13 protein-coding genes are annotated in these 16,363 nt (G+C 62.0%); 3 read left to right on the top strand and 10 right to left on the bottom strand.

The features are described 5' to 3' along the window. The first annotated feature begins 195 nt into the window (after positions 1-195). Together ACI77H_RS22690 and ACI77H_RS22685 are read left to right on the top strand one after the other, a co-directional pair. Entirely contained in the window at positions 196-1,821 is a 1,626-nt protein-coding gene (locus ACI77H_RS22690) for a methyl-accepting chemotaxis protein (RefSeq protein WP_407013944.1), read from the top strand. A 41-nt stretch (positions 1,822-1,862) separates the two neighbouring features. Continuing rightward, positions 1,863-3,050, top strand: a complete 1,188-nt coding sequence (locus ACI77H_RS22685) for a pyridoxal phosphate-dependent aminotransferase (protein WP_407013943.1) — start codon at positions 1,863-1,865, stop codon at positions 3,048-3,050. Positions 3,051-3,176: 126 nt separating this feature from the next. Here ACI77H_RS22685 and ACI77H_RS22680 read toward each other — a convergent pair whose 3' ends face one another. From ACI77H_RS22680 to ACI77H_RS22635, 10 genes are all read right to left on the bottom strand, one after another. After that, complete coding sequence (locus ACI77H_RS22680) at positions 3,177-4,154, bottom strand: NAD(P)-dependent oxidoreductase (protein ID WP_407013942.1); 978 nt, start codon at positions 4,152-4,154, stop codon at positions 3,177-3,179. Positions 4,155-4,175: 21 nt separating this feature from the next. Further along, positions 4,176-5,474, bottom strand: a complete 1,299-nt coding sequence (locus ACI77H_RS22675) for an MFS transporter (protein WP_407013941.1) — start codon at positions 5,472-5,474, stop codon at positions 4,176-4,178. Positions 5,475-5,594: 120 nt separating this feature from the next. Then, entirely contained in the window at positions 5,595-6,581 is a 987-nt protein-coding gene (locus ACI77H_RS22670) for a sugar kinase (RefSeq protein WP_407013940.1), read from the bottom strand. Beyond that, complete coding sequence (locus tag ACI77H_RS22665) at positions 6,574-7,356, bottom strand: sugar phosphate isomerase/epimerase family protein (protein ID WP_407013939.1); 783 nt, start codon at positions 7,354-7,356, stop codon at positions 6,574-6,576. The genes ACI77H_RS22670 and ACI77H_RS22665 overlap by 8 nt, the downstream gene beginning before the upstream one ends. Positions 7,357-7,538: 182 nt before the next feature. After that, positions 7,539-8,564, bottom strand: coding sequence for a LacI family DNA-binding transcriptional regulator (locus tag ACI77H_RS22660; RefSeq protein WP_407013938.1), 1,026 nt, complete (start codon positions 8,562-8,564; stop codon positions 7,539-7,541). A gap of 138 nt (positions 8,565-8,702) precedes the next feature. Next, entirely contained in the window at positions 8,703-9,311 is a 609-nt protein-coding gene (locus tag ACI77H_RS22655; protein ID WP_407013937.1) for a LysE family translocator, read from the bottom strand. Positions 9,312-9,363: 52 nt separating this feature from the next. Then, positions 9,364-10,203 carry an AraC family ligand binding domain-containing protein gene (locus tag ACI77H_RS22650; protein WP_407013936.1) on the bottom strand — a complete coding sequence of 280 codons (840 nt, stop codon included), beginning with the start codon at positions 10,201-10,203 and terminating at the stop codon, positions 9,364-9,366. Positions 10,204-10,279: 76 nt separating this feature from the next. Beyond that, positions 10,280-10,921: a DUF1345 domain-containing protein gene (locus tag ACI77H_RS22645; RefSeq protein ID WP_407013935.1), complete on the bottom strand. Its 642-nt coding sequence runs from the start codon at positions 10,919-10,921 to the stop codon at positions 10,280-10,282. Between the two features lie 171 nt (positions 10,922-11,092). Next, positions 11,093-14,191, bottom strand: coding sequence for a multidrug efflux RND transporter permease subunit (locus ACI77H_RS22640; protein ID WP_407013934.1), 3,099 nt, complete (start codon positions 14,189-14,191; stop codon positions 11,093-11,095). Positions 14,192-14,206: 15 nt separating this feature from the next. Next, positions 14,207-15,364 carry an efflux RND transporter periplasmic adaptor subunit gene (locus tag ACI77H_RS22635; RefSeq protein ID WP_407013933.1) on the bottom strand — a complete coding sequence of 386 codons (1,158 nt, stop codon included), beginning with the start codon at positions 15,362-15,364 and terminating at the stop codon, positions 14,207-14,209. Positions 15,365-15,657: 293 nt separating this feature from the next. On the opposite strand from ACI77H_RS22635, the gene ACI77H_RS22630 reads away from it, so the two are divergent. Next, positions 15,658-16,359, top strand: coding sequence for a response regulator transcription factor (locus tag ACI77H_RS22630; protein ID WP_109631796.1), 702 nt, complete (start codon positions 15,658-15,660; stop codon positions 16,357-16,359). The last annotated feature ends 4 nt before the right edge of the window (positions 16,360-16,363 follow it).

The following is a 16,363-nucleotide window of genomic DNA, read 5'->3' as shown; positions in this document are numbered from 1 at the left end:
GGGTGAAGCATTCCTGACCCCTTGAAAAATATTTTGCAAATTCCCGCAGAAATCCTCAAGCCCAGCCGATACAGCTATCAGGCGCACACAAACCTACTACAACAGTGGCGCCAACCTGAACGGTGCGCCTCAACGCCCGCCCGCCAGTGATTACGGCAAGGACGCTCGAAGCCTCTATCACCCGAGTACCGTCCTATGTCCTTGCGTAATCTGAACATCGCGCCTCGTGCTTTCCTGGGTTTTGCCTTCATTGCCTTGCTGGTGATTGTGCTGGGTGTGTTTGCGGTCAACCGCATGACGATCATCCGCCAGTCCTCGATCGACATGGGCAGCAACCAACTGCCCAGCGTCGGCTTCCTCGGCAATATCACCGAAAATATCCTGCGCATGCGCATTCTGTCGTTCCGCATTCTGGTCAATCGCGAGCCGGCCAGTTTGCAGGAAGCTGAAACCCGTATCGGCGCGTTGACCGAAAAGGCACTCAAGGCCCGGGCCAGCTATGCCGCATTGCCGGCGAGCCCGGACGAAGCGGCGCTGTATAAGGTGTTCAGCGCGACCCTGGACAATTACATGCAAGCCCAGCGCGAAATGTTGGACCTGTCTCACCAGAACAGACTCGACGAGATGCGCACCCTGATTAACACGCGGATCAAGGACGGCACCGACCAGATGGGCGAACAGCTCAATCGACTGGTGACTTACAACACCGATGGCGCCAAAGCTGCAGGGCTCGTCGCCGAAGACAACTACAACACCGCCGTGAACGGAATCATCGGGGTATCAGTGGTGGCGGCGCTCATGACGGTGCTGCTGGCCTGGCTGCTGACCCGCAGCATCGTCACGCCGTTGAACCGTGCGGTGCAGGCAGCGGAAACCATCGCCGGCGGTAACTTGACCAAGACCATTGAAATAGATGGCAAGGACGAACCGGCCCGCCTGCTCGGCGCCTTGTCCACCATGCAAGGCAACCTGCGCCAAACCATCGAGCAGATCGCCGGTTCCGCCACGCAACTGGGCGCTGCCGCCGAAGAACTCAGCGCCGTGACCGAAGAAGCGTCCCGCGGCCTGCAACAGCAAAACAACGAAATCGAACAAGCCGCCACCGCGGTCAACGAAATGACCGCCGCCGTGGAAGAAGTGGCGCGCAACGCGGTATCGACTTCCGAAGCCTCGAACCAATCAACCCAGGCCGCTCGTGAAGGTCGCGACCGCGTGGTGGAAACCGTCGATGCGATTCAGACCATGACCCATGACGTGCAAAACACCTCGCTGATGATCGAAGGCCTGGCCACTCAGGGTCGGGACATCGGCAAGGTGCTGGACGTGATCCGCGCCATCGCCGAACAGACCAACCTGCTGGCCCTGAACGCCGCAATCGAAGCGGCCCGGGCCGGTGAAGCCGGGCGCGGTTTTGCGGTGGTAGCGGACGAGGTTCGGGCGTTGGCGCATCGCACCGCGCAATCGACTCAGGAAATCGAGAAGATGGTTGCCGGCATCCAAAACGGTACGGGGGAGGCGGTGTCGTCGATGCAACAAAGCAATCAGCGCACCCAAAGCACCCTGGAAATGGCCCGTGCCGCCGGTGTGGCGCTGGAGCAGATCACCCAGTCGATCCATTTGATCAACGAACGCAACCTGGTGATTGCCAGCGCTTCGGAAGAGCAGGCGCAGGTATCTCGTGAAGTCGACCGCAACCTGGTGAACATCCGCGACCTGGCCACCCAGTCCGCTGCCGGGGCCAATCAGACCAGCGCTGCCACCCACGAACTGTCGCGTCTGGCCGTCGATTTAAACGCCATGGTGGCGCGCTTCGTGATTTGAGATAGGGTTGAGACTGGGAACACGCGCGATTGGAGAAATGCATGCGCTATTCAGCCTTGACCCAACGAATCGCCGGAGACGGCGCCGCGGCCTGGCAGATTCATTACCGAGCATTGGAGTTACGAGAGCAGGGCGTCGATGTGTTGCTCCTGTCGGTGGGAGATCCGGACTTCGATACGCCGCAGCCCATCGTCCAGGCGTGCATCGACAGCCTGCTGGCCGGCGATACCCATTACGCAGAAGTACGCGGCAGTCGCGGGCTGCGCGAGAGCATCGTCAGCCGCCATCGGCGGCGCAGTGGTCAGGCGGTCGATGCGGATCAGGTGATTGTCATGCCCGGCGCCCAGTGCGGGGTGTATTCGGTGGTGCAATGCCTGCTCGATCCCGGCGATGAAGTGATCGTCGCCGAACCGATGTACGTGACTTATGAAGGCGTTTTCGGCGCCTGCGGAGCGAAAGTGGTGCCGGTGGCGGTGCGTCCGGAGAACGGCTTTCGCGTCGATCCGGCGGATGTCGCGGCGCTGATTACGCCGAAAACCCGCGCTATTCTGCTTAACAGTCCGAACAATCCTTCCGGTGCCAGCCTGTCGCTCATGATCTGGCAGGAACTGGCGTCGCTGTGCATTCGGCACAACCTGTGGCTGATCAGTGACGAGGTTTACAGCGATCTGCTGTACGACGGCGAGCACATCAGCCCGGCCAGCCTGCCGGGCATGGCCGAGCGCACCGCGACGCTCAACAGCCTGTCCAAATCCCACGCCATGAGCGGCTGGCGGGTCGGTTGGGTGATCGGCCCCAAAGCCTTGATTGACCATCTGGAACATCTGTCGTTGTGCATGCTGTTCGGCATTCCGGACTTTGTGCAGAAGGCCGCGCAGGTTGCACTGGATGGCGATCTGCCGGAAGTGGCGATGATGCGCGAGGAATACCGTCAGCGTCGCGACCTGGTGTGCACGAGCCTGAATGCTTGCGCGGGGCTGCGGGCGGTTCGGCCCGATGGCGGAATGTTTGTGATGGTTGATGTGCGCCGGACCGGGTTGTGCGCCCAGCGTTTCGCCGAGCGCTTGCTTGAAGGTTATGGTGTGTCGGTGCTGGCTGGCGAAGCGTTCGGTCCGAGCGCGGCGGGGCATATCCGGATCGGATTGGTGGTGGATCAGCAGAAACTGGCGGATGCATGTCGGCGGATCGCGTTGTGTGCGGCAGATCTGTTGGAGGCGCGGCGGGCCTGAGGAATTTGTGTTGTCTGTGCCGGCCCCTTCGCGGGCAAGCCCGCTCCCACAGGGTTTTGTGAACGCCACAGACCCCATGTGGGAGCGGGCTTGCTCGCGAAGACTGACTGGCAGGCGCTGAGTTCCTCAGCGCTTCCATGCCCCGGAGTTCACCAGATTCTTCGGTCGCTCACCCGCCAGCGCCGCCAGCAGATTGTCCACCGCACACGTCGCCATCGCTTCGCGCGTCTCATGCGTTGCCGAGCCAATGTGCGGCGTCGCCACTACGTTGTTCAACTGCAACAACGGCGAGTCCGGGTTCAGCGGTTCGCGTTCGAACACATCCAGCCCCGCTGCGCGGATCTGCCCGGAACGCAACGCTTCGATCAGCGCCGTTTCGTCCACCACTTTGCCCCGTGAAATATTGATGAAGATGGTCTCCGGGCGCATCAGCGCAAATTGCTCTGCGCCGATCAGACCTGCGGTTTCCGCCGTCAGTGGCAATGTCAGGCAAACGAAATCGGCCTGCTGCAACAGCGCCGGCAGGCTGCGGTATTGCGCATCGAAGCGCTGTTCCACCGCCGGTTTCGGCGAGTGGCTGTGATAGATCACTGGCATGCCAAAACCGAAATGGCCGCGCTGGGCCAACGCTTCGCCGATCCGGCCCATGCCGATGATACCGAGGGTTTTACCGTGCACGTCGCTGCCGAAATGCACAGGGCCAATGTTGCGGTTCCACTGGCCGGCGCGAACCATGTTTGCCAGTTCCACCACGCGCCGTGCCGTTGCCAGAATCAGCGCAAAACCGGTGTCGGCGGTGGTTTCGGTGAGCACATCCGGGGTGTTGCTGAGCAGGATGCGCCGTTCGGTCAGGTAGTCGATGTCGTAGTTGTCGACACCCACCGAGACGCCGGCGATGGCTTGAAGATTGGGCGCCAGGTCCAGCAGGCCGGCGTCCAGTTTCAGACTGGCACCGAGCAACCCGTGAGCGCGGGGCAGGGCCTCGCGCAGTTGCGCCAGGCCGTCGGCGTCGAGGTTGTCGATCAGGGTCACTTCGGTCTGCTCATGCAGGCGAGCCATCAGCAACGGTGAGAGTTTCTTGTACAGCACGACCTGCTTTTTCATCGTATTCGTCTCTACATCAATTCAAGGATGGGCCACGGTGCGGGGTGTTACCGCAACGGTGGGACGCTCCCGGTCGCTGGCGCCGGGCTTGAGGAAAATCGTCAGCACCACCGAGAGCATCAGCGCGCCGCTCATCAACAGGTACGACGCGCCCGGCGAACCGGTGGAGCTGTTCAGATAGCCGACCAGATAGGAACCACCAAACGAACCGAGCGCGCCCATGCTGTTGATCAACGCCATGGCGCCACCGGCGACGTTGGCCGGGAGGATCTCCGGAATGATCGCGAAGAACGGCCCATAAGGTGCATACATGCAGGCGCCGGCAATCACCAGCAGGGTGTACGACCACCAAAAATGTTCGGCGCCCAGCGCATACGATCCGTAGAACGCAATCGAGGCGATCAACAGCGGCGGCCAGACAAAGCGTTTGCGTTTTTGCAGTTTGTCCGAGCCCCAGGACACCAGCAGCATGCCGATCACCGCCGCCAGATACGGCAGCGCCGACAGCCAGCCGGCTTCGACCATGTCCATTTGTGCGCCGGACTTGAGGATCGACGGCAGCCACAGCACGAAGCCATAGACGCCGATGCTCCAGCAGAAAAACTGCAGGGCCAGGATGATCACTTTCGGCGAGCGGAAGGCTTCGGCGTAGTTCTTCACCGCCTTGATGCCCACTTGTTCAGCGGCGAGTGCACTCTCCAGATCATGTTTTTCCTGGTCGCTGAGCCACTTGGCCTGGGCCGGACGATCATCCGCCAGACGCCACCAGATAAACGCCCAGAGCACCGCCGGCAAGCCTTCGATGATGAACATCCAGCGCCAGCTGTAATGCTGCACCAGATACCCCGACACCACCGACATCCAAAGCATGGTCACCGGGTTGCCGAGAATCAGGAAGGTGTTGGCCCGTGAGCGTTCGGCACGGGTGAACCAGTGGCACAGATAGATCAGCATTGCCGGCATCACCGCCGCTTCGACCACACCCAGCATGAAGCGAATGACGATCAGCCAGTAGGCGTTGGAGACAATCCCGGTCAGCGTCGCCAGGCCGCCCCAGAGGATCAGGCTGACGAAAATCAGTTTCTTCACGCTGTGCTTTTGCGCGTAGATCGCGCCCGGCACCTGGAAGAAAAAGTAACCGAGGAAGAACAGCGCGCCGAGCATCGAGGACAGGCCCGGGGTGATCATCAGGTCGGCGGCCATTCCGGAGGCGGCGGCGAAGCCGTAGTTGGCGCGGTCCAGGTACGCCAGGCTGTAGGTGATGAATACGATGGGCATGATGTACCACCAGCGGCGGGCGGCGAGCGTTGCAGTTTTCATGATGGTGCTCCTGAGCTTGTTGTTTTTGTCGCAGCAGGTAACGGCTTTAAATCTTCAGTGACTGTGCGGGCCTCATCGCGGGCAAGCCCGCTCCCACAGGGATCGAGGGGGACGTCAAATTTATGTTCGACACAAAGCCACTGTGGGAGCGGGCTTGCTCGCGAAGGCGGGTTCAAATTCGGCGGACATTTCGGACCGGCTCGGTAACCCCTCCATATCCCCGCGACTCTGCACCGCCCGGCTGCCAATCCAGTTCGCGCGCTTCACGGCGTCGGCAAAGCTGTAGTTTTCCAGCAGCGCACTGATCATGCCGACGGCAAAACCGTCGCCGGCACCGACGGTGTCGATCACATTTTCCACCGGCACGCCGGCGACGAAACCTTCATCCAGATGCGTGCGGTAATACGCGCCGTGCGGGCCGAGCTTGATTGCCACGGCTTCGGCGCCCTGGTCGAGGTAGAACGCGGCGATGTCGGCGGGGTCTTCGTAGCCGGTCAGCAAGCGACCTTCGCTCAAACCCGGCAGCACCCAGTGGGCGAGGGCGGCGAGGCGGTTGATCTCACTGATCATTTGTTGCGTGCTGGCCCACAGGCTCGGGCGCAAGTTGGGGTCGAAGGACACACTGCGCCCGGCCTCGCGCATGCGGGTCATCAATTCGAAGGACATTTGCCGCGCCGTTTCCGACAGGGCTGGAGGAATGCCGGTGGCGTGCAAGTGCCGCGCCTTGAGCAATTCGGCAATGATCGACTGCGGCGCCAAATGACTCGCCGCCGAACCACGACGGAAATACTCGACCCTGGGATCATCGCCCTCGTCGGTGCGTGACTTGAGCTGAAAACCAGTCGGATGTGCGCTATCGACAGCAACGTTACTGCAATCGATGCCTTCCTTTTTCAACGTGTCGATCACGAACCGTCCCAGCGAATCGGCGCCGACCCGACTCAGCCACGCGACCTTGAATCCCAGTCGCGACAACCCGATGGCGACATTACTGTCGGCCCCGGCAATGCGTTTGTGGAAGTGGTCGACGTTGGCCAGGTCGCCGTTCTGATCGGCGACGAACATCGCCATGGTTTCGCCGAACGACAGAATATCGATCTCAGACATGAGCGCACTCCAGGCGTGTTTGTCCCAAGTGGGCGAGGGCGGCGACATGCTCGGTGGTGAGCTGTACCAGATCGTCGCCCTGCAACGGATATTCCGCGGCCCGCATCACCCCTTGGGCCATGTGCCGCAACAGTTGTTCCCACAGATGCAGGTCGCTGGCGGCAGGCGGTATGGCCACCAGTTTGCCGTCGGCCCGGCGTGACACGGCTTTGCAATGCACGTAACCGACATGGCGCCCGAGCAGGCGCGCGGCGCTGTTGGCGGACTGGTCCTGCCAGTGCCAGTTGCCGATGTCGAAGGTCATTTTGATCGGCAAGTTGTGCTGCTCGACCGCTGCGAAAAAACGCTGGAACGGTTCGATGCGACCACCGTGCAGGGTCTGATCGTTTTCCACCAGCAACTGCACGGCACTTTTGCCGAGCACTTGGGCGAGGGCCTGCAGATCACTGGTGTCGGTGAAATAACCGAGGGACACCTTCAGCCATTTGGCGCCGAAGGCCTGGGCGCGTTGCAGGGCGGTGATCAGTTGCGGATTGGGTTTCGACTGGCCGGCCAGCCACAGTTCCATCGGCGCGGAGTACACGCTTTCGAGGCCTTGGGCCTGGGTCGCATCGGCCAGTTGTGCGGGGTCTTCGACGGTCAGCAGCTCTTCGCGCCATTCGATGTGGGTGGCGCCCGCCGCGGCGAGGACATCGATGAAGCTGCCTTGGCCGCGTTGGCGGACGAGGTCGGCGCCGTAGCTGGAGAGGCTGATGGACACGGGTGGTTTAATCATTGTTCTGGACCTCTGAAACCGGTTTCATTTTTGTTCAAAAAAAATGGCGTGAAGATATGTGGTGATCTGTCGGGCCTCATCGCGGGCAAGCCCGCTCCCACAGGTATCTCAGGTGTACACACTCTATTTGTACGACACAAAACCCTGTGGGAGCGGGCTTGCCCGCGATGAGGCCATCACATTCACTGGAGATTCCCTCTGGTCGATCCACGCTCAATCAACCGCGCCGAAAAATCCAGGGTCCGCACTGGCCCGTCATCCCCGCGCAAGCGCTTGAGCAAGCATTCAAACGCACTCGCGCCCATCTCGGCCGTCGGTTGGGCGAGGGCGGTGATGCCGCTGCCCACCAGCGGGTACCAATCCAGATCATCGAGGGCGATCAGGCCGACGTCCTCGAACAACTTGCACTGCAATTCGCGCAACGCATGGGTCGCGGCCAACGCCGCAATCCCGTTTGCGCAGAACAACGCCTTCGGGCCGGGGCCGGGTGTGTCGAGAAAAGTTTTCAGATGGCTGGTCAGGTCACTGCCGGTTTCGCTCAGGGTCCCGCGCAACGCCGAACGCCGGGCGATCTGCGCCTTGAAACTGCTGACCCGTTCGATCCGTGAACTGGTGCCGTCAAACGGTTCAGTGACCAGCAGCACATCGCGGTAACCGCGCTCTTCAAGGTGGGTGATGGCGATCTCGACCGCTGCCGGGTTGTCCAGACCGACCATGTCACTTTCGAGGTGCTCGACCTTACGGTCCACCAGCACCAGCGGCATCTCCCGATGGAGTGCCTGCAATTCGTCGCGGTGATGGCCGAGGGTGTTCACGATCAGCCCTTCGATGTTGTAAGAGCGCAGCAGGGCCAGGTGCTGACATTCCTGCTCGTCATCGCGGTCGGTGTTGCACACCACCAGGCTGTAGCCGTGCTGACGGCAGGCGGTTTCCACCCCATGCATCACGGCAATCGAATAAGGGTTACGGATGTCGGCGACCAGCATGCCGATCAGGCGGGTTCGTCCGCGTTTCAGACCGCGGGCCATCTGGTTCGGGCGATAGCCCAGTTCGGCAATCGACTGTTCGATGCGCAACGCAATCGCGTCGGACAGCAAGGCCCGATCCTCGCCGATGAACCGCGACACGCTGGCCTTGGAGACCCTGGCGTGTTCGGCGACATCAAGCATGGTCACGCGGCTGCGTTGGGCGGCGGAGAAATCGTTCACGGGCTGAAACCTTCTTATTGGATTTATAAGGTCCGTGCGTTGGAGGTCGCACTGAAACCGGTTTCAGAAGACACCAAAAGCCAATTCGCCGTCAAGTCCTGTGTCGTCGATTGTCCGACAATGGCCGACGAATGGAGCTCAAACCCAAAGACTCAACCAGGCTGAGCCCAACAGCAACAGGGCCATGCAGCGATTGAAACGTTGCATCGATCGGGGTGAGCGCAACCATCGGGTGGAACCCGCACCGAGCAATGCCCAGACCGCGAGGCAGGGCAGGGAAATCAGGAAGAACGCCAGCGCCAAAACCATCACATGGGCCAGGCGCTGTTCGCCACTCCCGGCAAATACACTGACAACCGCCAGCGCCATCATCCAGGTTTTCGGGTTGATCAGTTGCAGGCTCGCGGCGCCGACCAGTCCGAGCCGGGCATTACCGTCGCACGTGGTGACGCCTGCGGCCGGGGCGCGGAAAATCTGCCAGGCGAGGTAACTCAGCCAGGCCACGCCGATCCATTGCATCGCGGTTTGTACCGCGGGTAATGCGCTCAACGAGGCCCCGGCGCCGCTGCCGACCAACAACACAATCGTCGCGGCGCTGGCACAGGCACCGAAGATGATGGGCACGGCGGCCGCCAAGCCGTATCGGGCACTGTTGCTCAACACCAGAATGTTGGTCGGGCCGGGCGTGATCGAGGCCACGAATGCAAACAACAGGAAGGGCAGTAACGTCGGGAAAGTGGACAGCATCGCGGGCAAACTCCGGTGAAGATCATGGAAGTCGATCTTCACCATCCCCCGCTCAACTGTCTGGAAGGTTTGAGCAGCGCTTGCGATAAAGCGCGGGCGTCAGGCCATAAGCCCGCACGAACCAGCGGCCCAGATGGCTCTGGTCGGCGAAGCCCAACGTCACGGCCACCGTTGCCGGTTGCTCGCCTCGGGCGAGCATTCTGCGGGCCGTGGCCAGGCGCAATTGCACCAGATAGGCGTGGGGTGCGATGCCGTAAGCAGCCTTGAACGCGCGGGTCAGGCGGAAACGGTCGACACCCGTCGCGGCGGTCAATTGGTCGAGGCCGATGTCCTCGTGAGCATGGGCATGCAGATACTCCCGGGCCTTCTGCGCCACCAGTGGTAAGCGTGGGTCTTCGCCATAACGGGCGCGCCAGTGCAGGTGAGTGGTGAGGCGTTCGAGCAAGCCGTCGAGGGCGCTCTGGCGGACGATTTTCAACTCGCCGTTGTGCAGCGCCTGAAACGCCAGACGGGTGGCGTGGGCCAGGCGCACGTCGCTGGCCAAGGTGTTGGCGAAGCTCAATTGACCGTTGTCGGGCGCGTTGTCGAACACGGCACTGAGTTCGCGCTTCAACCACTGCGGATCGAGGTACAGCATGCGGTAAGTGAACCCGTCGACTGTCGGCGCTTCACCGTCGTGAATGTCGCCCGGTTCGAGCAAGAACACTTTGCCCGGCGTGCTTTGGTGCCTGGTCCGCCGGCAGTTGAATTGCTGCACCCCTTGCTCGGTGACGCCCACCAGATAGCTGTCATGCCAGTGCGGGTCGTAGGCGTGGCCTTCGAAATGCGCGCGCAGCGTCTCGATGCCGGTGTCGGCGTCCTGGGCCAGGTCGATCCAGTTTTGAGTGGTCATGCTGCACCTGTGAGACGGATTGCCGAGCTATTTAGCGCCCGTGGCGTGGGCGCTGCCTAGAACGTTTGTGCACGGTTCAGTTGAACAGGCCAGCGGCAATGTTGATCGAGAAACCGAGAATCGCCGTGTTGAACAGAAAACCGATCAGCGACTGCGCCAGCACAATCTTGCGCAGTTCCCGGGTGGCCACGCCGACATCGGAGGTCTGCACCGCCGCGCTGATGGTGAACGAGAAATACAGGAAGTCCCAGTAATTGGGGGTGGTCAGGCCCTCGGCGAAGCGTAGCGCCGGGTCTTTGCCGCCCCAGGTGTAGAACAGTCGGGCGTAGTGCACGCTGAAAATCACCCCGATCAACAGCCATGAACCGATCACGGTCAGCGCGGTGAAACCGTAATGCAGCAGCTTGCGGGTGGTTTCCAGGTCCTTGCTGCCGGCCAGTTCGAAGGTGATGGTCGCCAGGCTGGCGATGGCGGCGATGCACACCACCAACAGGACCAACCCGGCGTTCTCGTCTTCGACTTCGGCAATGCGTTTCACATCCGGCGCTTTGGCGCGCGCGGTGAGCCAGAGCATCAGCACCAGATACGTCCAGACCCCGGCGTTCCAGCCGAAGAGGATCTTGCTGATGATCGAATCGGCCGGAGCCAGAATGCCCACCGCAACACCGAGTGTGGCCGCGGCGGACAGGCGAGGGTGGGTGCGGGCGAGGAGAGGCATGTGAGCTCGATGGGCCAGGGTATGCAAACACCTTAGCCCAGCGCGGCCCCTTCTGACCAACGACGATCCCTGTATGAGCCGGTTTGCCGGCGATGGCGGCCATCAGATCGATGCAATAATCGAGGGCCCTATCGCCGGCAAGCCGGCTCCTACAGGGGAATGTGGTTTGGGTTAGATGTTCGTGTGGCGTTTGCGGACGAGCTTCATCACCACCACAAAAAACACCGGTACAAACACCACCGCCAAGGTCGCGGTGATCATCCCGCCGATCACGCCGGTGCCAATGGCTTGCTGGCTCGCCGAGCTGGCGCCGGTGGCGATCGCCAGGGGCACGACGCCGAGGATGAACGCCAGGGACGTCATGACGATCGGCCGCAAGCGCAGGCGTGCGGCTTGCAGCGTGGCGTCAATCAGGTCGTGGCCTTCGTCGTACAGGCTCTTGGCGAACTCGATGATCAGGATCGCGTTTTTCGCCGACAGGCCGATGATAGTGATCAGCCCGACCTTGAAGAACACGTCGTTGGGCATCCCGCGCAAGGTCACGGCCAGTACCGCACCGAGCACGCCCAGCGGCACCACCAGCAGCACCGAGGTCGGAATCGACCAGCTCTCATACAACGCCGCCAGACACAAGAACACAATCAACAGCGACAACCCGAGCAGGATCGGCGCCTGACTGCCAGACAGGCGTTCCTGCAACGACAACCCGGTCCATTCCTGACCCAGTCCTGCCGGCCCTTGCGCCACCAGCCGCTCGATTTCCGCCATGGCCTCACCGGTGCTGTGCCCCGGTTTGGGTTCGCCGGAAATACTGATCGCCGGATAGCCGTTGTAACGGGTCAACTGCGCCGGGCCCTGGGTCCATTTGGCCTGGACGAAGGCGGACAGCGGCACCATTTTCCCACTGCTGTTGCGCACGTGGATCTTCAGCAGATCGGCGACCTGACTGCGTTGATCGCCTTCAGCCTGAACCACCACCCGCTGCATCCGTCCCTGATTGGGGAAGTCGTTGATGTACGCCGAACCGACCGCAGTGGACAGCACGCTGCCAATGTCGGCAAACGAAACCCCCAGCGCATTCGCCTGTTTACGGTCGACGATCAGTTGCACCTGCGGCGCTTCGGCCAAGGCACTTTCGCGCACATTCATCAGGACCGGACTTTTCTCGGCGGCCGCCAGCAACGCGGTGCGCGCCTGCATCAGCGTGGCATGGCCGAGGCCGCCACGGTCTTGCAAGCGGAACTCGAAACCGCTGGAGGTGCCTAGGCCGTCCACCGGCGGCGGCAGGACCGCGAATGCCACGGCGTCCTTGATCTGGCTCAGTGCGACGTTGGCGCGGTCGGCAATCGAACTGGCCGAGTCGTCGCTGCCGCGAACCGACCAGTCTTTCAACGTGGTAAACGCCAGCGCCGCGTTTTGCCCGCTGCCGGAGAAGCTGAAGCCGAGAATCACCGTGCTGTCGCCGACGCCCGGTTCGGTCGCGTTGTGCGCTTCGATCTGCTCGACCACCTGCACCGTGCGATTCTTGCTCGCGCCGGGTGGCAGTTGAATGTCGGTGATGGTGTAACCCTGATCCTCCACCGGCAGAAACGAAGAGGGCAGACGACTGAAGCACAGCCCCAGACCGATCAACAGCACGCCGTAGATCAGCAGGTAGCGGCCGCTGCGTTTCAGCGCATAGGCGACCCAGCCCTGATAGCGCTCGGTCAGTTGCTCGAAGCGCCGGTTGAACCAGCCGAAGAAACCGCCCTTGGCGTGATGCTCGCCCTTGGCAATCGGCTTGAGCAGCGTGGCGCAAAGTGCCGGGGTCAAGGTCAGCGCGAGGAAGGCCGAAAACAGAATCGAGGTGGCCATCGACAGCGAGAACTGCCGGTAAATCACCCCGACCGAGCCCTGCATGAACGCCATCGGAATAAACACTGCCACCAGCACCAGCGTGATGCCGATGATCGCCCCGGTGATCTGTTTCATCGCCTTGCGCGTCGCCTCTTTCGGCGACAGGCCTTCGGTGACCATGATCCGCTCGACGTTTTCCACCACGACGATGGCGTCGTCCACCAGAATGCCGATGGCCAGCACCATGCCGAACATGGTCAGCACGTTGATCGAGAACCCCAGCGCGAGCATGGTCGCAAAAGTGCCCATCAGCGCCACCGGCACAACGAGGGTCGGAATCAGCGTGTAGCGGATGTTCTGCAGGAACAGGAACATCACCGCGAACACCAGCACCATCGCCTCGACCAGGGTGTAAACCACTTTGGTGATCGAGACTTTGACGAAGGGCGAGGTGTCGTACGGGATCTTGTATTCGACGTTGGCCGGGAAGTAGCGTGCCAGTTCATCCATCTTCGCCCGCACCAGCGTCGCGGTGCTCAGGGCGTTGGCGCCGGGCGACAACTGCACGCCGACGGCGGTGGACGGCTTGCCGTTCAGGCGCGTGCCGAACTGATATTCCTGGCTGCCGATCTCGACTCGCGCCACATCACCGATGCGCACCGTGGAGCCGTCGGGATTGGCCTTGAGCACGATGTCGGCGAATTCTTCCGGGGTCGACAGCTGACCTTTTACCAGAATGGTCGCGGTGATTTCCTGGGTGGTGCGGGTCGGGAGATCGCCGATGCTGCCGGCCGAGACCTGGGCGTTCTGCGCCACGATGGCAGCGTTGACGTCGGCCGGTGTCAGGTTGAAACCGATCAGCTTCTGCGGGTCGATCCAGATCCGCATCGCCCGTTCGGCGCCATACAGCTGGGCCTTGCCGACACCGTCCAGACGCTTGATCTCGTTCATCACGTTGCGCGCCAGGTAATCGCTGAGCGCCACGTCGTCGAGTTTGCCGTCAGTGGAGGTCAGGGTGATCAGCAGGAGGAAACCGGCGGAGACTTTCTCCACCTGCAAACCTTGCTGATTGACCGCTTGCGGCAGGCGCGACTCGACGACTTTCAGGCGATTCTGCACATCCACCTGGGCCATTTCCGGGTTGGTGCCCGGCTGGAAAGTCGCCTTGATCGTGGCGCTGCCGAGGCTGCTTTGCGACTCGAAATACAACAGATGATCGGCGCCGTTGAGCTCTTCCTCGATCAGGCTGACCACGCTCTCGTCCACGGTCTGCGCCGAGGCGCCCGGGTACACGGCATAGATTTCGACTTGCGGCGGCGCGACATCGGGGTACTGCGCCACCGGCAACTGCGGAATGGCCAGGGCGCCGGCCAGCAGGATGAACAGGGCAACCACCCAGGCAAACACCGGGCGATCGATAAAGAACTGCGGCATAAAATAGCGTCCTGCTTACTGACCAGTGGCCTGGGCAAGTGGAAGAGGGGAGTCGTCGATCTGCACTTTCTCGCCGGGTTTGGCGTGTTGCAGGCCTTCGATGACGATGCGGTCGCCAGACTTGAGGCCTGCGGTAACGATCCAGCGATCGTTTTGCACGGCACCCAGTTCGACCGGTTGCTGGCCGACCCGTTGATCCGCGTCGAGCATCAGCACCTGCGCAACACCTGCGCTGTCACGCTGAATGGCGCGTTGCGGCACGCTGATGCCTTGCTGATTCACTGCTTGTTCCAGGCGCACCCGCACGAAGCTGCCCGGCAGCAAATCGAGGTCCGGGTTGGGGAACTCGCTGCGCAGGATGATCTGGCCTGTGCCCGGGTCGACGGTGATGTCGGTGAACAACAGCTTGCCGGGTAGCGGATAGAGGCTGCCGTCGTCCTGGATCAGCGTGGCTTTGGCCTGCCCCTGACCCACTTCCTGCAACTGACCGGAGCGGAAGGCACGGCGCAAGTCGTTGAGTTCGCGGGTCGATTGGCTGAGGTCGGCATGAATCGGATTCAACTGCTGGATCAGGGCCAGCGGTGTGGTTTCGTTCTGCCCGACCAACGCGCCTTCGGTGACTAGTGCGCGGCCGATGCGTCCGGAAATGGGCGCGGTGACGGTGGCGTAACCGAGATTCAATTTCGCTCGATCCACGGCAGCTTTATTGGCCGCGACGTCAGCGGCGGTTTGCCGTACGGCGGCCCGGGCGTTGTCGTAGTCCTGGCCACTGATGGCGTTGCCCTCGATCAACTGGGCGTAGCGCTGCTCTTGCAGGCGGGCCTGGAAGGCGTTGGCCTCGGCCTTGCGCAGCGAAGCTTCGGCGCTGTCCAGGTCAGCCTTGAACGGTGCAGGATCGATGCGAAACAGCACGTCGCCTTTTTTCACGTCGCTGCCTTCGTGAAAAACCCGTTGCAAGACCACGCCGGCGACCCGGGCGCGCACTTCGGCAATACGTGGCGCGGCAATCCGCCCGCTCAATTCGCTGGTGATCGACAGGGGCCGGGCTTCGAGGGTCTCGATGCGCACGGTGGCCAACGGCGCCTGTTCTTCAGCGTTGGAGGACTTGTCACAAGCGCTCAGCGTCAACGCCAGGGCAAGCAGGCTGAGCTTGGCAAGCAGGTTCTTCGACATGTAAATACCCCAATAATGAACTCCCGCATCCTACGGGGAGGCGACGAGGCTAGCGGTGAAGCTTTGTTGGTGCTGTGTGAAATTGTGTAAGGGTTTTACTCAGGGGCGGGTGAGGGCGTATATCCTTCACGGCTTGATTCTTTCAGCGCCTGTTATGCCGCCATCGCGGGCAAGCCCGCTCCCACAGGGATCTGATGTGGACACAGATTTTGTGTATACCACCGGCCACTGTGGGAGCGGGCTTGCCCGCGATGAGGCCCGACCAGGCGCCACTGCACTTTCTGGAAACACCCATGCCCAACATCCTCCTGGTCGAAGACGACACCGCGCTCTCCGAACTGATTGCCAGCTACCTGGAACGCAACGGCTATTGCGTCAGCGTGATCAGCCGCGGCGACCATGTGCGCGAGCGCGCGCGGGTCAATCCGCCGGACCTGGTGATCCTCGACCTGATGCTGCCGGGGCTCGACGGCCTGCAGGTCTGCCGCTTGCTGCGTGCGGATTCGGCGACGCTGCCGATCCTGATGCTTACCGCCCGCGACGACAGCCACGACCAGGTGCTGGGCCTGGAAATGGGCGCCGATGATTACGTCACCAAACCCTGCGAACCCCGGGTGCTGCTGGCCCGCGTGCGCACCCTGTTACGTCGTAGCAGCCTCAGCGAACCGCAGACCGCCAACGACCGCATCCTCATGGGCAACCTGTGCATCGACCTGTCCGAGCGCACCGTGACCTGGCGCGAGCAACTGGTCGAGCTGTCCAGCGGCGAGTACAACCTGCTGGTGGTGCTGGCCCGGCATGCCGGCGAAGTGCTGAGCCGCGACCAGATTTTGCAACGCCTGCGCGGCATCGAATTCAACGGTACCGACCGCTCGGTTGACGTGGCGATTTCCAAGCTGCGGCGCAAATTCGACGACCATGCCGGCGAGGCGCGCAAGATCAAGACCGTGTGGGGCAAGGGTTACCTGTTCAGCCGTTCCGAGTGGGAATGCTGAGGCG

The sequence above is a fragment of the Pseudomonas sp. O230 genome (assembly GCF_045447035.1).
GTDB lineage: Bacteria > Pseudomonadota > Gammaproteobacteria > Pseudomonadales > Pseudomonadaceae > Aquipseudomonas.
The sequence above is the reverse complement of the archived record's forward strand: the minus strand, read 5'-3'. Positions and strand labels throughout refer to the sequence as shown.